Source organism: Caulobacter sp. SL161 (assembly GCF_026672375.1).
Classification (GTDB): domain Bacteria; phylum Pseudomonadota; class Alphaproteobacteria; order Caulobacterales; family Caulobacteraceae; genus Caulobacter.
In genome coordinates this window covers 102035-120760 of record NZ_JAPPRA010000001.1, presented here as the reverse complement: position 1 = coordinate 120760, position 18726 = coordinate 102035, and the positions used below count along the sequence as shown (strand labels likewise).

The 18726-nt window shown below is 67.0% G+C and carries 22 protein-coding genes; 15 read left to right on the top strand and 7 right to left on the bottom strand.

Translation table 11 applies throughout. The features are described from left to right. Window positions 1-17: 17 nt before the first annotated feature. On the bottom strand, window positions 18-1247 hold the full coding sequence (locus OVA11_RS00670) for a winged helix-turn-helix domain-containing protein (protein WP_268065579.1): 1230 nt from the start codon (window positions 1245-1247) through the stop codon (window positions 18-20). 118 nt (window positions 1248-1365) lie between these two features. Between OVA11_RS00670 and OVA11_RS00665 the strand changes: the two genes are divergently transcribed. After that, window positions 1366-2211 carry an aldose 1-epimerase gene (locus OVA11_RS00665; RefSeq protein ID WP_268065578.1) on the top strand — a complete coding sequence of 282 codons (846 nt, stop codon included), beginning with the start codon at window positions 1366-1368 and terminating at the stop codon, window positions 2209-2211. On the opposite strand, the gene OVA11_RS00660 is transcribed toward OVA11_RS00665, so the two are convergent. Further along, on the bottom strand, window positions 2201-3502 hold the full coding sequence (locus tag OVA11_RS00660; RefSeq protein ID WP_268065577.1) for a lytic murein transglycosylase: 1302 nt from the start codon (window positions 3500-3502) through the stop codon (window positions 2201-2203). The genes OVA11_RS00665 and OVA11_RS00660 overlap by 11 nt on opposite strands. A gap of 209 nt (window positions 3503-3711) precedes the next feature. Here OVA11_RS00660 and ykgO point away from each other — a divergent pair, with 209 nt between their 5' ends. The 5 genes from ykgO (at window position 3712) to OVA11_RS00635 (ending at window position 5975) form a co-directional block, all read left to right on the top strand. Then, entirely contained in the window at window positions 3712-3837 is a 126-nt protein-coding gene (ykgO, locus tag OVA11_RS00655; protein ID WP_004616427.1) for a type B 50S ribosomal protein L36, read from the top strand. After that, window positions 3837-4454: an HAD family hydrolase gene (locus tag OVA11_RS00650; protein ID WP_268065576.1), complete on the top strand. Its 618-nt coding sequence runs from the start codon at window positions 3837-3839 to the stop codon at window positions 4452-4454. Before ykgO ends, OVA11_RS00650 begins: the two co-directional genes overlap by 1 nt. Before the next feature lie 101 nt (window positions 4455-4555). Then, entirely contained in the window at window positions 4556-4825 is a 270-nt protein-coding gene (locus tag OVA11_RS00645) for a DUF2312 domain-containing protein (protein ID WP_010921151.1), read from the top strand. Window positions 4826-4872: 47 nt separating this feature from the next. Next, window positions 4873-5208 carry a hypothetical protein gene (locus OVA11_RS00640; RefSeq protein ID WP_268065575.1) on the top strand — a complete coding sequence of 112 codons (336 nt, stop codon included), beginning with the start codon at window positions 4873-4875 and terminating at the stop codon, window positions 5206-5208. A 302-nt stretch (window positions 5209-5510) separates the two neighbouring features. Then, the gene (locus OVA11_RS00635; protein ID WP_164468234.1) at window positions 5511-5975 is read left to right on the top strand and encodes a hypothetical protein; all 465 of its coding nucleotides are present in this window, start codon (window positions 5511-5513) and stop codon (window positions 5973-5975) included. Between the two features lie 29 nt (window positions 5976-6004). On the opposite strand, the gene OVA11_RS00630 is transcribed toward OVA11_RS00635, so the two are convergent. Both OVA11_RS00630 and OVA11_RS00625 read right to left on the bottom strand, forming a co-directional pair. Next, entirely contained in the window at window positions 6005-6106 is a 102-nt protein-coding gene (locus OVA11_RS00630) for a hypothetical protein (protein ID WP_268065574.1), read from the bottom strand. Continuing rightward, the gene (locus tag OVA11_RS00625) at window positions 6106-7572 is read right to left on the bottom strand and encodes a sigma-54-dependent transcriptional regulator (RefSeq protein ID WP_268065573.1); all 1467 of its coding nucleotides are present in this window, start codon (window positions 7570-7572) and stop codon (window positions 6106-6108) included. Before OVA11_RS00625 ends, OVA11_RS00630 begins: the two co-directional genes overlap by 1 nt. A gap of 286 nt (window positions 7573-7858) precedes the next feature. On the opposite strand from OVA11_RS00625, the gene OVA11_RS00620 reads away from it, so the two are divergent. Then, window positions 7859-9649: a M3 family oligoendopeptidase gene (locus OVA11_RS00620; protein WP_268065572.1), complete on the top strand. Its 1791-nt coding sequence runs from the start codon at window positions 7859-7861 to the stop codon at window positions 9647-9649. A gap of 6 nt (window positions 9650-9655) precedes the next feature. Continuing rightward, window positions 9656-11011, top strand: coding sequence for an ABC1 kinase family protein (locus OVA11_RS00615; protein WP_268065571.1), 1356 nt, complete (start codon window positions 9656-9658; stop codon window positions 11009-11011). A 111-nt stretch (window positions 11012-11122) separates the two neighbouring features. Here the strand turns inward: OVA11_RS00615 and OVA11_RS00610 are convergent, their stop codons facing one another. Together OVA11_RS00610 and OVA11_RS00605 are read right to left on the bottom strand one after the other, a co-directional pair. Further along, entirely contained in the window at window positions 11123-11722 is a 600-nt protein-coding gene (locus OVA11_RS00610; protein WP_268065570.1) for a hypothetical protein, read from the bottom strand. Further along, window positions 11712-12212 (bottom strand): RNA polymerase sigma factor, encoded by a 501-nt coding sequence (locus tag OVA11_RS00605; RefSeq protein ID WP_268065569.1) that lies wholly within the window; start codon window positions 12210-12212, stop codon window positions 11712-11714. Before OVA11_RS00605 ends, OVA11_RS00610 begins: the two co-directional genes overlap by 11 nt. 93 nt (window positions 12213-12305) lie before the next feature. Here OVA11_RS00605 and OVA11_RS00600 point away from each other — a divergent pair, with 93 nt between their 5' ends. From OVA11_RS00600 to OVA11_RS00570, 7 genes are all read left to right on the top strand, one after another. Beyond that, entirely contained in the window at window positions 12306-12779 is a 474-nt protein-coding gene (locus OVA11_RS00600; RefSeq protein ID WP_010921141.1) for a PaaI family thioesterase, read from the top strand. Between the two features lie 3 nt (window positions 12780-12782). Then, entirely contained in the window at window positions 12783-13706 is a 924-nt protein-coding gene (locus OVA11_RS00595; RefSeq protein ID WP_268065568.1) for an alpha/beta fold hydrolase, read from the top strand. 71 nt (window positions 13707-13777) lie between these two features. Continuing rightward, complete coding sequence (locus OVA11_RS00590; RefSeq protein WP_268065567.1) at window positions 13778-14779, top strand: glycosyltransferase family 9 protein; 1002 nt, start codon at window positions 13778-13780, stop codon at window positions 14777-14779. 63 nt (window positions 14780-14842) lie between these two features. Continuing rightward, window positions 14843-15073, top strand: a complete 231-nt coding sequence (locus OVA11_RS00585) for an aa3-type cytochrome c oxidase subunit IV (protein WP_010921138.1) — start codon at window positions 14843-14845, stop codon at window positions 15071-15073. Between the two features lie 118 nt (window positions 15074-15191). Further along, window positions 15192-16334 carry a Re/Si-specific NAD(P)(+) transhydrogenase subunit alpha gene (locus OVA11_RS00580; protein WP_268065566.1) on the top strand — a complete coding sequence of 381 codons (1143 nt, stop codon included), beginning with the start codon at window positions 15192-15194 and terminating at the stop codon, window positions 16332-16334. A gap of 25 nt (window positions 16335-16359) precedes the next feature. Then, window positions 16360-16695, top strand: coding sequence for a proton-translocating transhydrogenase family protein (locus OVA11_RS00575; RefSeq protein ID WP_010921136.1), 336 nt, complete (start codon window positions 16360-16362; stop codon window positions 16693-16695). 28 nt (window positions 16696-16723) lie between these two features. Continuing rightward, a complete protein-coding gene (locus OVA11_RS00570) occupies window positions 16724-18142 on the top strand; it encodes an NAD(P)(+) transhydrogenase (Re/Si-specific) subunit beta (RefSeq protein ID WP_010921135.1) in 1419 nt (472 codons plus the stop codon). 135 nt (window positions 18143-18277) lie between these two features. On the opposite strand, the gene OVA11_RS00565 is transcribed toward OVA11_RS00570, so the two are convergent. Continuing rightward, the gene (locus OVA11_RS00565) at window positions 18278-18631 is read right to left on the bottom strand and encodes a UrcA family protein (RefSeq protein ID WP_268065565.1); all 354 of its coding nucleotides are present in this window, start codon (window positions 18629-18631) and stop codon (window positions 18278-18280) included. Window positions 18632-18726: the final 95 nt, after the last annotated feature.

Sequence of the window (18726 nt, the reverse complement as noted above, 5' to 3'; positions counted from 1 at the left end):
GGCATTTTTACAATGCTTTACAGTCCGGTCGAGGCGCCTTTAGCGCGGGACTCCACAACCGAACCCAAGGCGGGGGCGAGATCGCCGACCGGCCTGACTTCGACGCCTTGAAGGCCAAGCCAACGGGCCATGAGGGCCAGTTCCCCGGCCAGGGCCAGGGGGGTCTCCGCGTCGGCCCGTGACTCGGCGTGCGCCGCCAGGACCAGAAGCCGGCCTGCCTTGCGATCCGCCTTGAGGTCCACCCGGGCCGTGATCGCCTCGTTCTGCAGAAAGGGTAGCACATAGTAGCCGTGGGTGCGCTTGTGGGCTGGCGTGTAGATCTCAAGGCGCACGCGCACATCGAACAGTCGCTCGGCGCGCTCCCGAAACCAGATCAGATTGTCGAAGGGGGAGAGCAGGGCGGCGGCCTTGATCGCCCGTGGACGCCGGGCTTCGGGCCAGAGATAGGCCGGTTGATCCCAGCCGGCGACCTTGACGGGAACCAGGGCGCCTTCCGCCACCAAGGCGGCGACGCCGTCGCGCGCATCGTTAACGCCAAGTCGGAAATAGTCGCGCAGGTCGCGTTCGGTCGCGACGCCCATGGCCTGGGCGGCGATCCTGAGCAGCGCGCGACAGGCCGCAACCCGATCAGGCGTGGGCGCGTCGTGGATGGCCTTGGGCAGGACCCGCTCGGGAAGGTCGTAAACGCGTTCGAAGGCGCCGCGACGTGTGGCGGTGGTCAGGCGGCCGGTCCAGAACAGGCATTCCATCGCCCGTTTGCCCTCGCTCCAGCCCCACCAGCCGCCCGCGCCTTTCGCGCCCAACGCCAATTCGGAGGCGGCGAGCGGTCCGCGCTGATCGACAGTCTCGAGCGCCTGATCGATGAAGTCGGCATGGGTGTGCAGGAACTTGGCGACGTTCTTCCAGACTCCCACGCCGTCGCGGGCGTCCTGCATGCGCCAGCGCAGTAGCGGGTGGGTGGCGAGCGGCGTCAGAGACGCCTCGTGCGCCCAGTACTCGGCCAGGGCGGGCTTGCGCCCCCAGGCGAGGTCCTCGAGCAGGGCGCGGTCGTAGGCGCCCAGGCGGGAGAAGAACGGCAGATAATGGGAGCGCGAGACCACATTGACCGAGTCGATCTGGACGACGCCGAGCGCCTGGATCGTCGAGAGCAGGTGACGCTTCCCGGGCTGTGCGGGCCGGGGGCGTCCGAAGCCCTGCGCCGCCAGCGCAATTCGGCGCGCCTCGGGGGCGGAGAGGGTTTCGACCATGGCCCCAGTTGAGCTTGGCCCTGACGGCCGCGCAAGGTGGTGAGACCGCTACCATAAGGCTTGGCCTCGGCCTCGAACGCCCCTACCGATGCCGCGGTAGGTTCTGGGAGAGCGCAGAATGGTCGCCATTGAGAAGGGCGGAGCCCGCCTGGTGTTTGCGCCCGAGGTCGGTGGGGCCGTGGTGGCGTTCACCGTCGATGGGCGTGAGATCTTGCGGCCTACGGCGCCGCAGGTCGACGACGCCTTGCTGACCGCGAACTTTCCGCTGGTTCCGTTCTGCAATCGGATTCCGAACGGGCGGTTTGAGTGGCGAGGAACGTCGGTGAGCTTGCCGCCGAACCTGGAGGGGCATCCCCATCCCCTGCACGGCCAGGGCTGGCGCATGCCCTGGGCGGTGGAAACGATCGAGACCGACCGCGCCTTGCTGGTGTTCGAGCATCCCGCCGGCGACTGGCCCTGGGCCTATCGCGCGGAACAGGCCTTCACCCTGAGCGAGACCGGCTTTCGCGTGACCCTGACCGTCATCAATACCGGGGAGGAAGACATGCCCGCCGGGCTTGGCTTCCACCCCTATTTTCCCGCTCGGCCGGGCGAGCGCCTAGCGGCGCAGAACGATGGCGTCTGGCTCATCGACGAGCAGGTCCTGCCGACTGTGCGCCACCCTGGCCGCTGGGGACCCGACTGGGCCGTCGGCGCGCCCGTGGCCGGACATGCGCTGATCGATCACTGCTACACGGGCTGGAACCAGCGCGCGCTGCTCAGCGCGCCCGGCCGGCCGGACACCGTCATTACAGCGTCGCCCGACTGCGCATGGCTGCACATCTATGCGCCGCCCGGCGAGGGGTACTACTGCGTGGAGCCCTGTGCGAGCCGCCCCAACCCCTTTGGGGAGGGTGAAACGGGAATGGTCACGCTGCGTCCGGGCGAGCGCCGGTCGATCTGGATGGAGATCGCTACGGGCTGATCCCGGCCTGGGCCTTCAGCCGCGCGACCATGTCGTTGGACAGGTAGCCGTCGGCGGGCAATTGCTGGCTCTGCTGCCAGGCGCGCAGCGCCCGTCGCGTACCGGCGCCGATCACACCGTCGGCGGGGCCGGGATTGAAGCCGACGCGCGCCAGGGCGATCTGGGCGGCCATGCGATCCGACATCGACAGCGGGGTCTCCACCGGCCAGGGCGTGATCGGCGGCGCGCCGCCGGCGAACCGATCGGCCAGCAGACCGATGCCCAGCGCATAGGACGTGGAGTTGTTGTAGGTCCTGATCGCAAAATGATTGGGCAGGGCGAGGAACGCGGGTCCCGTCGCGCCGGCCGGGAGAATCAGCATGGCGGGCGAGGCCGCGTCCTGAGCGGTCCAAGGCAGGCCATCCGCGCGGCGCACGCCGCGCGCTTCCCACCAGGCCGGGATTTCCCTGGGGCCCTCAGTGACCGAATAGTCGAAGCCGGGCGGCAGGATGACCTCCCGGGCCCAGCCGACGTTCCGCTTCCAACCGCCGCGCACCAGCAGATTGGCGGCCGAGGCCAGGGCGTCGGCGTCCGAGCCCCAGATGTCGCGGCGGCCGTCGCCGTCGAAGTCCACGGCTGTGGCCCTGAAGCTCGTCGGAATGAACTGGGTCTGGCCCATGGCGCCGGCCCACGAGCCTTTCAGCTGGGCGCGCGTGACCTCGCCGGAGTCGATGATCTTCAGGGCGGCGATCAGCTCGCCCTCGGCCCAGGCCCGTCGACGGCCGTCGGCGGCAAGGCTGACCATTGAGCGGACCACGTCGAAATTGCCTTGCAGCTGCCCGAACGCGGACTCCATGGCCCACACCGCCAGCAGGATGTCACGCGGCACGCCGTACCGGGACTCGCTCTGTGAGAGGAAGTCTAGCTGATCGCGCTTGCTGCGGCCGATCGCGACGCGGTCCTCGCTGATCACGCCGCGGATATAGTCGCCGACGGGCTTGGAGAACTCCGGCTGGCGGCTGTCGAGGCTGATAACCCTGGGATCAGGAATCACCCCACCCAGCTCGCGGTCCAGAAGGTCGGGCGACAGTCCCGCCGCGATGGCTCGGCCGCGGAAATCCTGCATCCAGGTGTCGAAGGCCAGTTCGCCCGCAGGCACCGGTGTCTGCGGTGTCGGCGCGGGGGTGACGGTCGTTTGAGGCGTGGGCGCAGGCGACGGCGCAGGGCTGATGGCGGTCAGCGGCCCTTGCGGTGAGGTGTCCGCGCAGCCGGCGAGCAGAAGAACAAGAAAGACGCGACGATCGATGGCCATGCGAGGGAAGCTACCGGGGTTCGCGGGAAAGCTTCAATCACAAGCGCGCCAGACGGGTGAAGTTCCCGCCCGGCGCCGCGAAACGCCCAGGACCGCATTGACTCCGGCCCGCGTCCTGACTATACGCACCGCCTCCGAAACACCCGGACGTTCCGGCCGTCGTCTTGTGCGCGCCCGAACCTCTCCGCTGAGTACAGACAGAGACGGTCATGAAGGTTCGCAGCTCGCTGAAGTCGCTGAAGGGTCGCCACCGCGACTGCAAGATGGTCCGCCGCAAGGGCGTGATCTACATCATCAACAAGACCGACCCGCGCTTCAAGGCCAAGCAAGGCTGATGACGCGCTCACCTCCCAGAGCCGTTCTCTGGGATGTCGGCAACGTCATCGTGCGCTGGGATCCCCGCGCACTGTATGCGAAGATCTTCAAGGAACCGGCCGATCTCGACCGGTTCCTTTCGCATGTCTGCACCCTGGACTGGCATGTCGAGCATGATCGCGGCGTGTCGTTCGCTGACAACGCCGCGCCGCTGATCGCCCGTTTTCCGGAGCACGCGGCGGAGATCCGCGCCTGGGATGAGCGCTTTGAAGAGATGCTTTCCGGGCCGATTCCCGAGACGGTCTCCGTCATCGAAGCGCTGGCGGCGCGCGAGACGCCGCAGTTCGCGCTGACGAACATGCCCCAGAGCAAGTGGCCGATCGTCCAGGCTAAGTCCCCCGCACACTTCGGTCATTTCCGTGATGCTGTGGTGTCGGGCGACGAAGGCGTGATCAAGCCTCATCGCCGCATCTACGAGATCGTTCTGGAGCGCACCGGCCTGGCGGCCCATGATCTGCTCTTCATTGACGACAGCGCCGCCAACATCGTCGCGGCCGCCGAGATGGGCTTTCACACGCATCACTTTACCGACCCGGCCGCCTTGCGCGAGGCGGTCGCCAGCCATGGTTTGCTTTAGGCGAGGATCGGTCGGCCAGACGCGGAATCGCGCTTCCCAGCGACGCGCCTTCGAACTAGGTTCCGCGCCTCCTGAATTCCTGCCTTTCGCGAGACGCCCCCATGGCCGACGACGCCATTCCCCACACCGACGTCCTGAACTCGACCGCCCAGGGTCAGCTGAAGTCGATCATCGAGCGCGTCGAGCGTCTTGAGGTCGAAAAGGCCGAGATCATGGAGCAGATCAAGGAAGTCTACGCCGAGGCCAAGGGCAACGGCTTCGACGTCAAGGTGCTCAAGAAGGTGGTCCGTATCCGCAAGCAGGACCGGGCCAAGCGCCAGGAAGAAGACGCGATCCTCGACCTTTATCTGTCGGCGATCGGCGAGATCTAGGTTTTTCAGCGTGCGTCGGCGCGTGGCGTGCGGGATAAGTCCTGACCATGCGCGCCAAGCCGCCGGATCCTAAGGAACAAGCCAAGCGGGCCGCGCTGAACGCCTTGAAGCGCGCCCGCCGCGCGGCCGAGAAATCCGGCGTGGAGCTTTCCGAATGGGAGGGTGAGTTTCTCACCAGCGTCGCCCAACGGGTCGAGACGTATGGTCGAGCCTTCGCCGACCCCGAGAAGGGCGCCCGAGGTCAGGCCCTCTCTGGAAATCAGGCCATCAAGCTCAAGGAAATCGCGCGCAAGGCCAAGGGCGAGCAAAAGCCCCTGAAGCGCGGCAAGGGCTTTGGTCGGCGGGGCGCACCCTCGGCGACGGCGTCGGAAGACGAGGATTGAACCGACCTGCGATTTCCGGCAGGTAGGATTTGGGGGGGGGGGCGCACTTTTCCCGTGCGACCCGTATGGCCTCACAATCTGGGATTTTTGTCCCAAAGGCTTACCAAAAACTGCCGTTCCACGAACTGCGTTAGGGTGTTGTTAACCGCGCGCCGCGAAAATGTGAACAATTGTAAAGAGTTAAAGGTTTCACGTTGTGGGGTTCCGAGTCGCCGGCGGGCAGCGACTCCAGTTCAAGGCGCGCGGACGAAAGTCCGCAGGGGGCGCCGAGCGAGCTCCACGGCTTCGCGGAAATAAGGACAATGGCGACGACCTACCAATATCTGCTGCGCCGTAAGGCGGAGCTGGAGACCCGCATGGTTGAGGCTCAGCGACGCGCGCAAGCGCCGTTCGAGAGCGAACTGAGAGCAATCGTCTTGGCGCTGGATGCGCTGACCCAGGCCGGCATGGCCGAGCGGCTGACGTCAGGGGAGGCGCCCGCCTTCGCTCCGCCCGCGCCGAACAAGCGCGGACGTCGCGGGCGTTCGACACGCGACATGATCCTGATGACCCTGGCGCAGGCGCCGGGTCTGACCGAGGCGGAAATCGCCCGCCAACTGGATCACCGGTGGAGTCGGCCTATCACGCCCGCCCTTGTTGGACGTGTCCTGGAGCCGCTCGAGATCGAGGGCTTGGTCAGGCGCTCCGGCGCGGGCTGGGTCAGGGTCGAGGAGCCGTCCGACAAGGACGAAGCGCGATCCGAATTGCTCGCCGCGTCGGGACACTGAAGCGCCGGCAGCCGGAAGCGACCGGCTGCTTAGCTTCTGCGAAGAAGGGGTTTCGCGGCGGCGCGCGCAGGCTTGAGCAGAGCCTTCAGGCGCTGCTCGCGCGACTGGGGGCGGAGGATCAGCGGGCTCATCAGCCCGCTTCCTTCATGTCGACTTCGATGCCCTGCTCGCGAACCTTGCGATAGAGGGTCGAACGGCCGATGCCCAGACGCCGCGCGACCTCGCTCATGTGGCCGGCATAGACATCGATCGCATGCTGGATGAGGTCGCGCTCGATCTCCTCCAGGGTCCGCAGGTGACCGCGATCGTCCAGGATGCGCACAGGCGCTTCTGCGACGGCGGCGGCCATCGCCGCATGCGTGGCTTGCAACAGGGCTGCAGGTGGCGGCGAGGGCGAGATCGATACGGCCTCGATCGGCGCGGCCAGACCCGAGATCGCCGGGAAGTCGAACGGCTGCAGATAGGGCGCGTCGGCCAGCACGATGGCGCGATAGACGGTGTTTTCCAGTTGGCGCACATTGCCGGGCCAGTCGAAGCTGGTCAGCAGTTGCATCGTCTCGGGCGAGGCGCCGATCACGCGCTTGCCTTCTTCGACATTGAACCGGCGGATGAACGCCTCGACGAGGGCCGGGATGTCCTCGCGACGCTCGCGCAGGGACGGCGCCTCGATTGGAAAGACATTCAGGCGATAGAACAGATCCTCACGGAACCGGCCGGCTGACACAGCCTGCTGGAGGTCGCGATTGGTCGCCGAGACGATCCGGACATCGACCTTGATCGAGCGCTTGGAGCCGATCGGGTCGATCTCGCCCTCCTGCAGGGCGCGCAGCAGCTTGACCTGCATGTCGAGCGGCAGCTCGCCAACCTCGTCGAGGAACAGGGTGCCGCCGTCGGCCTCCTTGAACTTGCCCAGATGCTTGTCGGTGGCGCCGGTGAACGAGCCCTTCTCGTGGCCGAACAGGATCGACTCGACGAGGTTCTCGGGGATCGCGCCGCAGTTGACCGCCACAAACGGCTTGCCAGCGCGGTCGGAAGAGCCGTGGACGGCGCGGGCGATCAGTTCCTTGCCGACGCCGCTTTCGCCGGTGATCAGCACCGGGATACCGCTCTTGGCGGCCCGCTCGCCCATGCGCTTGACCATGGTCATGACCGGCGAGGCGCCGATCAGGTCCGCGAAGGTGGTCTTGCCGCCCGCGCGCTTGGTCAGCCGCTCGACCTCGCCCTTCAGGTCGCCCATCGACAGGGCGTTGCGGATCGACACGGTGATCCGCTCGGGCGAGGCGGGTTTGATGAAGAAGTCGCAGGCGCCGGCCTGCATGGCCTTGACCACGGTGTCGACGCCACCGCTGGCCGTCAGCACGATCACGGGCTGGCTGAAGCCGCGCGCGCGCATTTCCTTCAGCGTTTCCTGACCGTTCAGCCCGGGCATGACGAGGTCGAGCAGGATCACATCGGCGGGGGCGCCGGATGTCAGGTGCGCGATCGCCGCGTCACCGCCTTCAGCATGCGTGACCGCGAATCCGTCGCGCTCGAGCACCGCTTGAATCAACCGACGTTGTGTCGGGTCGTCATCGACGACAAGGACCGTTTTGGTCATTGGACATCCACCAGAACCGGCCGTGCCCACATGGAGCAGGGCTCTTGTTGGTTCAGAGTGATACAGGTCACGGGTAAACACCGGCTTTCGCAGACGTGTCGCGAACCTTAAACGTTATAGTTAACAGTGACTTCCAGACCCTGTGGCAATCTAAGGACGCTGGTGACGTCAACCGGCCGGCCACGACCATGGTGGTCGTCCTCGCCGAGCTGCGCATGAGAAACGCCCGAGATCGTTGGGGTTCGAGCATTGCGCCCTAGGGGGCGCTAGCCCTATCTGCTGACCCATGAACGCGCCTTTCAAGCCCGCCGCCCCGCCTGAGTGGAACCTGGCCGACCTCTATGTCGGTCGCGACGACCCCCGCATCGAGACCGATCTGGCCGCCGCCAAGGCCGCCAATGACGAACTGGCCTCGCTGGAGGGCATGTTCCTGGAGGCCCGCAAGGAGCCTCAGCGCTTGGGCGTGCTGCTGGATCGCGGGATCACCCTCTACGAGCAGGCGACCAACGGCCTGTGGGGTGTCGGCGCCTACGCGGCCCTCGCGGCCTCCGTCGCACGCGATGATCCGGCCTGGGCCAAGTTTGAGGCCGATCTTCGGGCCCGTTCCTCTCAAATCGCCGCCGAGAGCCTGTTCTTCACGCTGGAGCTGAACCAGCTTGAGGACAGCGAGATCGCCAGGGCGCTGGAGGCGCATCCCGAGGCCGCGCGGTGGGCGCCGTGGCTGCGCCGCGTGCGCCTGTCGCGGCCGCACGAGCTGTCCCCGGAGCTTGAGCGCTTCATCGTCGACAAGGCCCCTGCGGTCGCCAACTGGGTGCGGCTCTACGACGAGACCCTGGCCAAGCTCACCGCGCAGGTGGGCGACGATACCCTGACCCTGGCTGAAGCCCTCAATCGCCTGTCTGATCCAAGCGTCGAGCGTCGCAAGGCCGCCGCCGACGGTCTGGCCGCGGCGCTTGAGGCTCGCGCATCGACGCAAGCGCTGGTGCTCAACACCCTGGCGTTCGAAAAGCAGGTCGAGGACCGCTGGCGTCGCTATGAGACGCCGGCCCAGTCGCGCCACCTGGCCAACGAGGTCGACGCCGACGCGGTTGACGCCCTGGAGCAGGCGGTGGTCGAGGCCTATCCGCGCCTGTCACACCGCTACTATGCCCTGAAGGCCAAGGTCATGGGCGTCGCGACGCTGGACTACTGGGACCGCAATGCGCCCCTGACCGCCGCCGCCCCGCGCGCCTATGCCTGGGACGAGGCCAAGGGCATGGTGCTGGAGAGCTTCCAGGATCTGGCGCCCAAGTTCGCCGACGCAGCCCGTGTCTTCTTCGACAAGCCCTGGATCGACGCCAATCCCCGTCCGGGCAAGCAGTCGGGGGCTTTCGCCCATCCGGTGACGGCTGACCGCCATCCGTTCGTGTTCATGAACTATATGGGCGAACGGCGCGATGTGCTGACCCTGGCCCACGAGCTGGGTCACGCCGTCCATCAGACGCTGTGCCAGCCGCTGGGCACCCTGCTGGCCGACACGCCCCTGACCCTGGCCGAGACGGCGTCGATCTTTGGCGAGGGCCTAGTATTCGATCGCCTGCTCGCCGAAGCCAGCCCCGAGGATCGCAAGGGCTTGCTGGCTGGCAAGATCGAGGACGGACTCAACACCGTGGTGCGCCAGATCGCCTTCCACCGGTTCGAACGCCGCTTCCACGAGGCGCGTCAGGACGGCGAGCTGTCGCCCGACCAGATCGGCGCCCTGTGGCTCGATGTGATGGGCGAGAGCCTGGGACCGGCCGTGAGGTTGAACGCCGGCTACGAGCACTATTGGGCCTATGTCAGCCATTTCTGCCACGCGCCGTTCTACGTCTACGCCTACGCCTTCGGGGATCTCCTGGTGCGCGGCCTGATGGAAAAGCGCCGCGAAGACCCGGTGAGGTTCGCCCCTCTCTATGAGGACCTCCTCGCAGCGGGTGGTACGCGCACCTATGTGGAAGCACTGAAGCCCTTCGGCCTGAACCCGAGGGACAAGGCATTCTGGGCCGCCGGCTGCGCCCAACTCGAGCGGCTGGTCGACGAGTTCGAATCCCTGGTGTGAGGTGACATGGCCGACGACGCCCGCGACCCCGAACGCGACCGCCTGACCGGCCGGCTTTCCCGCTTCGCCAAGGTGGGCGCCGGCTTGTCGGGCGCGGCCGTGTCTTACGGCGCAAACCGCGTGTTCGGCGGCGACGAGGCCGACGCCCGTAACGCCAAGGCTTTGAAGACGGCTCTGGGCGGGCTGAAGGGGCCGCTGATGAAGGCGGCCCAGATGTTCGCCACGGTCCCGGACCTGCTGCCGCCGGAGTTCGCCAAGGAGCTGGCCGAGCTGCAGACCAACGCGCCGGCCATGGGCTGGCCGTTCGTGCGCCGGCGGATGGCCGCGGAGCTGGGCGCCGACTGGCAGGCGCGGTTTAAGAGCTTCGAGCCCGAGGCCGCCGCCGCCGCGTCTCTGGGCCAGGTGCACCGCGCCGTCGCCCATGACGGACGCGCCCTGGCGGTGAAACTGCAATATCCGGACATGCAGAGCGCCGTCGAAAGCGATCTTGGCCAACTGCGCGCGCTGATCGCCCTCATCAAGCGCATGGACGGCGCGCTCGACCCCTCTGAGGCCATTGTCGAGATCGGCGACCGTCTGCGCGAGGAGCTCGACTACGCCCGCGAGGCCAGGCTGATGGCGGTCTACGCCAACTTCTTCGCTGATCGCGCGGACATCCGCACGCCAGAGCCCGTGCCCGAGCTTTCCACCGGGCGGCTGTTGTCGATGACCTGGCTGGACGGCCAGGGCCTGCTGACCTTCAAGAGCGCGCCGCAGGCCGTGCGCGATCGGATCGCGGCGCTGCTGTTCGAGGCGTGGTGGAGCCCCATGACCCATCTGGGGATCATCCATGGCGATCCGCACCTGGGGAACTACACCTTCGCCGGCGAGGGCGCCGCCCATCTCAACCTGCTCGACTTCGGCTGCATCCGGATCTTCCCGCCGAAGTTCGTCGCCGGCGTCGTACGGCTCTACCGAGCCCTCGCCAATGACGACCGCGCCGAACAGGTCGAGGCCTATCGCAGCTGGGGCTTCCAGGGGCTGAGCGATCCCCTGGTCGATGCGCTGAACGTCTGGGCGCGGTTCATCTATGGCCCGCTGCTGGACGACCGGGAGCGCACGGTGGCCGACGACGTTCCGCCGGGCGAGTATGGTCGACGCGAGGCCTTCAAGGTGCGTCAGGCCCTGAAGGCCGTCGGTGGGGTGACCATCCCGCGCGAGTTCGTGTTCATGGACCGCGCCGCCATCGGCCTGGGCGCAGCGTTCCTGCACCTGGGCGCACGGCACAACTGGCGGCGGATGTTCGAGGCCTCGCTCGAAGGCTTCTCGGAAGAGGCCGTGGCCGAGCGGCAGGCGAAGGCGTTGAGCGTCGTCGGCTTGTAATTTCATGGTCATCCCGGCCGCAGCGAAGCGGAGCGCCGGGACCCATGGGCAACCGCATTGCCGCCAACCCCTGGGTCCCGGGTCGGCTTCGCCGCCCGGGATGACGAGGTTTCAGGCTTCGTATTCTTTCAGCAACCTCTCCAGCCGCCGCTGCTCCGGCTTCATCACCCAGTGATAGCGGCCGGTATTCCAGCCCACGCTGGCCACCAGGGCCACGCCGAACACGAACAGCATCTGCCAGCCGTCGCGCTCGCTGGCCTTGCCGACGTCCTGCAACTGCCCGATCGCGACGACCATCGGCGCGATGAACACGGGCAGCATCATCCAGAAGATCCGGACATTCGCTCGCGCCCGGCGGTTGGCCGCCAGCATGGCCTCCAGGGTGTCGCGCATCGGCGAGCCTCCAGCCGTCTTCCGGTTTCGCAGCATCAACCAGGCGATCAGCACTGCGGCGAACATGAGCCAGCAGACACCCATCATCACCACGGCCCCCCACTCCCGGCCCACGTCCATGCGGCCCGACGCTATGGCCTGGGCGGCGATGATCGAGAAGATGGTCATGGCCGTAACCGGGATCGCGAAGAGCAGCCGTTCGCCCCGGCGGCGCGCCTTCAGCATGTGCATCAGTTCCTCCATCAGATAGGCCTGAGCCTTGTCGTCCGGCGTGTTGGCCGGAGAGCGCCAGGCGGCTTGCAGGGTTTCAAACTCCATCGTCGGATCCCTCCACGAGGCTGGAGACGCGCTGGCGGATTCTGGTCAGACGCGCCCCGACATTGGTTTCTGACAGGCCGTGCAGGCGGGCGATCTCGGCATAGCCGACCCCGTCCAGCGACAGCAGGATCAGCGAGCGCTCGACCGGCGGCAGCTGGCGGATCGCGGCGTAGAGCCGTTCCAGCAGCGCGCCTTGCGGATCAGTCCCGGCGTCGCGCGTCAGAAGCTCCGCCTCGACCACGACGCCGCGCAGTCGCCGGCGGACCTCGCCGCGCTTCCAGGTCAGGGCGGCGTTGTGGGCCACGCGGTGGGCGAAGGTCCCGGCCGCGCTCTCCGCGCGAAAGCTGGGGCGCGCCCGCCACAGCGCCACGGTCAGCTCTTGCAGCAGGTCGTGCTGATCCGGCGCCTCCGCGAACGCCCGCGCCGTCCGGTGCAGCATCGGCAGATGCGGCGCCAGCCAGTCGGCGAAGTTGTCGTGGTCTCGGCTCAACCCGTCCCCCCGTGTTCGAGAGGTTAGATGCCGCCCAGACCCGCGTCCTTACGGAAGGCTTTCCTTTTTTCAAACGCTTGTTAGCCTGCCTCCATGTCCGACGACCTGACAGACGCCCAGACAGCGGCGATTCCCGAAGGCTTTTCCCAGCTGAACTGGTCGCGCGGCTTTGGCCGCCAGATCGGGCCGCTGTTCGAGCACCGCGAGGGTCCAGGCCAGGCGCGCCTGGCCTTTCGGGTCGAGGAACATCACACCAACGGCCTGGGCAACTGCCATGGCGGCATGCTGATGAGCTTCGCCGACATGGCCTGGGGGCGGATCATCTCGCTGCAGAAGTCCTACAGCTGGGTCACAGTCCGGCTCATGTGCGACTTCCTCTCGGGCGCCAAGCTGGGCGACTGGGTCGAGGGTGAAGGCGAGCTGATCAGTGAAGAGGACATGCTGTTCACCGTTCGCGGCCGCATCTGGGCCGGCGAGCGGACGCTGATCACTGGCACCGGCGTCTTCAAGGCGCTTAGCGCGCGCAAGCCGCGTCCCGGTGAGCTGGCCTATAAGGAAGAGGCTTAGGTCATGGCCGACGATCAAGCCGCGCCGGCCTCGCTGCTGGCGCCCTTCCAGGGCGCGCCGCCGCCGGCGCCTGCCTGGTTCGACGCCGCCATCGCCCAAGTCCCCGAGCGTACGACGATCACGGTCGAGGGGGCGAATATCGAGCTCCTGACCTGGGGCGAGGTGGGCAAGCCCGGCCTTCTGCTGCTGCACGGCAATGGCGCTCACGCGGATTGGTGGAGCTTCATCGCGCCGTTCTTCGCCAAGGACTGGCGGGTCGCGGCGATCTCGTGGTCGGGCATGGGCGGCAGCGACTGGCGCCCCGCCTACAGCGCCGAACTGTTCGCCACCGAGATCTTCGCAGCCGTGGAGGCGGCGCAGCTCGAGGCCGGCGGCGTCAAGCCGCTGGTCGTGGGTCACTCGTTCGGAGGCTTTCCGACCCTCTATTGCGCCGCGCGACACGCCGAACGCCTGCGGGGCGCCATCCTGCTCGACACCACCATCCAGCCGCCGGAGAAGCGCTGGAAGGGGCCGCCGCCTCGATCCGGCAAGGGCGCGCCGGTTTATGCGACGCTGGAAGAGGCCCTGACCCGGTTCCGGCTTGCGCCGCCGCAACCGTGCGAGAATCTCTATATCGCCGACTTCATCGCTAGGCGTTCGCTGAAGGAGACCGCCGAGGGCTGGACCTGGAAGTTTGATCCGGACCTGTGGCGAAACTTCAAGATGCCGGACCTGGGCGATCTGTTGCCCGAGATCGCCTGCCCCACCGCTCTGGCCTGGGGGGAACGCTCCAATCTGATGACCGACGAGACGCTGAACTACATGGTCGGACGCATGCCCGAGGGCGTGCTCAAGCTCGCTATCCCCGACGCCGACCATCACGTCATGGTCGACCAGCCTCTGGCCTGCGTCGCGGGATTGCGCGGCCTGCTGGCGAACTGGCCTTGACGCATCGCGGCGGGTGACAAGGCGACCTGCGCCCGGTAATCGCGGGGTAAGCCTCCGAGAGACCGACCGACTTGTCCGCATCGACGTTCCAGGGCCCCGTCCTCGTCTACGCGCCTGATCGCGGGATCGGCGACCTGATGTGGCACTTGCCGACGATCCGCGCGATCGCGGCCACGCTCCCGGAGGGCAAGGTTGTGCTGGTCGCAAGGCCATCGAGCCGGGCCTCAGAGGTGCTCAAGGTCGAGCCGTCGGTCGCGCGGGTGCTTTACGCGCCTCACTACAAGGATCGCCTCAAGGGCGTTCGCGAGACGCTCGACTTCCATCGAATCTGCCGGGCGGAGAGGCCGCGCGCGGTCTGGATCCTGGAGAAGATCGACCGCCCCGCCATCGCTGCGGCCCTGGCGGGCGTGCCTGAGCGACGCGGCTTTGGCCTGGGCCACAGCCAGGAGCGCTTTCTGACGACGGGGCCGTTCCTGCCCAAGGCCATTCGCCCGGCGCACCGCATCGAGAAGCTGGAGGCCTTCGAGAAAGCGCATGGTCTTGTCGTGACCAGTCGCGAACCGTCGCTGACGCTGGACCTCGATGCGCTCGAGGCCGTGCAGAAGCGCTACGCCGACCGGCCCGGGCCGTGGCTTTGTCTCGGGATCGGGGCCAGCGAGCCGGCTCGCACCTGGCCGGCGGACCGTTTCGCCGAGACCGCCCGGCGTGTGTCAGACCTTTTCGGGACGGTGTTCTGGGTCGGAGGTCCGCACGAGGCCGAGCGCGCCAAGGCCGCAACCGGTGATCTGACGACCGCCGTAGTCGCCTGTGACCTGCCGCTGGACCAGTCGGCCGCCTTGATCTCGCTCTCCGCCGGCTTCCTGGGCAACGACTCCGGGGCTCTGAACGTCGCGGCGGCCGTGGGGACGCCGTGTGTGGGATTGATGGGCACCGCGCCGGTGCCGGCCTATTCGCGGTGGCTGTCGCGACTGGATGGCGGGCAGGGGCGGATCGCCGACATCACCGTTGAAGAGGCGGTTGCGGCTGTCCGCTCCCGCTTTGTTGACGAGCGCTGGGGCGATGCGCGCGCTTGAGCCTTCGTCGCCCGCGTTGTATCGGGCGAACTGGACTTTTTCTTTTCCTGTTGAGGACGACACATGGCCGGCGACTATCACCGCGGTGAAATGGACATCCAAGAACAAGCTGCCACCTACGACGCGTTCGGCAAGATGACCAAGTGGGGCTCGCTGGCCATTTCGGTCCTGCTGCTCTTCTTCACCCTGCTGTTCTGCACGTCGGCGGGTTTCATTGGTAGCGCTATCGCCTCGATCGTCCTGCTGGTGCTGGGTGTGGTGCTCCTTAAGGAAAAGCCCACGCAAAGCCACTGACACCGGTGGCCATCGGTAGAATTTTTCCCTGACGTGCACGTCATGCCTCGACAAGAGGCAAGACTATCCCCTACAGAGCCCCTCATGCTGGTGAGGTAACACCGCTCTGGGGAGGGGAATGCCGATGGCCGTCATCGCCGTCACGAAAGAGACCCGCGCCGACGAAACGCGGGTCGCGGCTACGCCTGAAACGGTCAAGAAACTCGGCGCCGCCGGGTTCTCGGTTGTGATCCAGGCTGGAGCTGGGACGGCCGCGTCCTATCCGGACGCCGACTACGAGGCGGCCGGCGCCAAGATCGCCAAGACGGCCAAGGACGCACTGAAGGACGCCGACGTCCTGTTCAAGGTGCGCGCGCCCGAGTCGGCCGAGATTGCGGCGCTCAAGAAGGGCGCCATCGTCGCCGCCGCGCTCAATCCGTATCAGGACAAGGAAACGCTGGACGCGCTGGCCAAGGCCGGCGTGACTGCGATCGCCATGGAGTTCATCCCGCGCATCACCCGCGCTCAGGTGATGGACATGCTGTCCAGCCAGGCCAACCTCGCCGGCTATCGCGCGGTGATCGAAGGCGCCGAGGCCTATGGCAAGGCCCTGCCGATGATGATGACCGCCGCCGGCACCGTCGCTGCGGCCAAGGTGTTCATCATGGGCGTCGGCGTCGCCGGCCTTCAGGCCATCGCCACGGCCCGCCGCCTCGGTGCGGTCGTGACCGCCACCGACGTGCGTCCGGCCACCAAAGAGCAGGTCGAGTCGCTGGGCGCCAAGTTCCTGGCCGTCGAGGACGAAGAGTTCAAGAACGCCCAGACCGCTGGCGGCTACGCCAAGGAAATGTCCAAGGAATACCAGGCCAAGCAGGCTGAGCTGGTCTCCAGCCACATCGCCAAGCAGGACATCGTCATCACCACGGCCCTGATTCCGGGCCGCCCCGCCCCGAAGCTGGTCAGCGCGGCCCAGGTCGCGTCGATGAAGCCGGGCTCGATCCTGGTCGATCTGGCGATCGAGCAGGGCGGCAATGTCGAGGGCGCCAAGCTCAATGAGACGGTCGTGACCGAAGGCGGCGTCAAGATCCTGGGTCATGCCAACTTGCCCGGCCGCATCGCCGCCGACGCCAGCGCGCTCTACGCTCGCAACCTGTTCGCCCTGTCGTCACTGTTCACGAACAAGGAGGGCGCCTTCGCCCCCAACTTCGAGGACGAGATCCTGCAGGCCGCCGTCGTCACCCGTGACGGCGCGATCGTGCATCCGAACCTGAAGACCGCCTAACTCCAGCATCGAAAGGGAGGCTCCCATGGAAGCCGTCGACCCCACCGTGTTCCGTCTGGCGATCTTCGTGCTCGCCATCTTCGTCGGCTACTATGTCGTCTGGAGCGTGACGCCCGCGCTGCACACGCCGCTGATGGCCGTGACCAACGCCATTTCGTCCGTGATCATCGTCGGCGCCCTTCTGGCCGCCGCCGCCCACGGCGCCAACTCAGACCTGGCCGGCGGCGCTGTCTCCGGCTCCACCTGGATCTCCAAGGGGGCCGGCGCGATCGCTGCGGCCTTCGCGGCGGTCAACATCTTCGGCGGCTTCTTGGTCACCCAGCGCATGCTGGCGATGTACAAGAAAAAAGAGAAGAAGTGAGCGGGCGAGAGCAGGGGGAACCAGTCCAATGAACGCCAATCTCGCCGCCATCCTGTACCTCGTCTCCGGGGTGCTTTTCATTCTCGCCCTTCGCGGCCTGTCCAGCCCGGTGACCAGCCAGACGGGTAACCGTAACGGCATGATCGGCATGGCCATCGCTGTCGGCACCACCTTGGCCACGCTCTGGAGCCAGGGCGCTCTGGACGCCGTGACCCTGGGCCTGATCCTCGGCGGTGTCGCCGTCGGGGGCGCGGTCGGTGCGGTGATCGCCCGCAGGGTCGCCATGACCTCGATGCCGCAACTGGTCGCCGCCTTCCACAGCCTGGTCGGCATGGCCGCCTGTCTGGTGGCCGTGGCCGCCATCTACACGCCTGCGGCCTATGGCATCGTGGGCGAAGACGGCGCCATCCACGGCGCCAGCCTGATCGAGCTGTCGCTGGGCCTGGCCATCGGCGCCATCACCTTCACCGGTTCGGTCATCGCCTTCGCCAAGCTGAACGGCAACATGGGCGGCGCGCCCATCCTGCTGCCCGCCCGCCACCTGCTGAACATCATCATCGCGGTCGCCATCGTGGCCCTGATCGTGGTGCTGGTCGCCAGCGGCGGTTCGGCGATCTGGGCCTTCTGGGGCATTTTCGCCCTGTCGCTGCTGATCGGCGTCACCCTGATCATCCCGATCGGCGGCGCGGACATGCCTGTCGTGGTGTCGATGCTGAACAGCTATTCCGGCTGGGCGGCGGCGGCGCTGGGCTTCACGCTGGAAAACACCACCCTGATCATCACCGGCGCGCTGGTCGGCTCGTCGGGCGCGATCCTGTCCTACATCATGTGCAAGGGCATGAACCGCTCGTTCGTCTCGGTGATCCTGGGCGGTTTCGGCGCTGATGCGGCTGCGGCCGGTCCCGGCGGCAAGGTCGAGACCCGCCCCGTCAAGCAGGGCTCGGCCGACGACGCGGCCTTCATCATGAAGAACGCGTCGAAGGTCATCATCGTCCCCGGGTACGGCATGGCCGTGTCCCAGGCCCAGCACGCCCTGCGCGAAATGGCCGACAAGCTGAAGGAGGAGGGCGTCGAGGTGAAGTACGCTATCCACCCCGTCGCCGGTCGGATGCCGGGCCACATGAACGTGCTGCTGGCCGAAGCCAACGTCCCCTATGACGAGGTCTTCGAGCTGGAGGACATCAACAGCGAGTTCTCGACGGCGGACGTCGCCTTCGTGATCGGCGCCAACGACGTCACCAATCCGGCGGCCAAGACCGACCCGACCAGCGCCATCTTCGGCATGCCGATCCTGGACGTCGAGAAGGCGCGCACGGTGCTCTTCGTCAAGCGCGGCATGGCTTCGGGCTATGCCGGGGTCGAGAACGAGCTCTTCTTCCGCGACAACACGATGATGTTGTTCGGCGACGCCAAGAAGATGGTCGAGGGGATCCTCAAAGGGCTTTGACGCCTCGCCTCTGGAACGACGAAGGCCCCGGCGACAACGCCGGGGCCTTTTTCGTGCGCGCAAAACAAAGGCCCCAGGATTACCTGAGGCCTCTGTCGCGGGGCGGGGTGTGGGGTGTGGCGGTAGCCCTTGCGATCACTGCGCGGCGAGCTCGACCGTCGTGGCCCGCTTTGCCTGGATCAGGGCCTGGCGCTGGGGCTTGGACAGTTGGCGCTCGGCTTCGCGTTGGACTTCCATACGGCACTGGCCGAACGACATATCCAGGGTGTTGTTGCGCAGCTTCGCGCGGCAGAGCGTCTCGCCGGCTTGCTGGACGCGGGCCTTGAACAAGGCGGCCTGGGCGGGGTTCGACAGGTTCAGGTCCGACACTGCAATGCTCACGCGCGGGTCGCTCTCGGAGGCGTTGGCGGCTTGCGTCAGGCCCAGGACCGGCACGGCGGCGAGGCTCAGGGTGGCGACGGTGGTCAGGCTCATGATGAACTTGCGCATTTGAAGTATCCCTCTGGTTGGGCGCTGTTCGCTGCGCCGATGAATATTGGATACATTCGGGTTCTCGCGAAGTCTCGTTACACCTCAGTCATGAC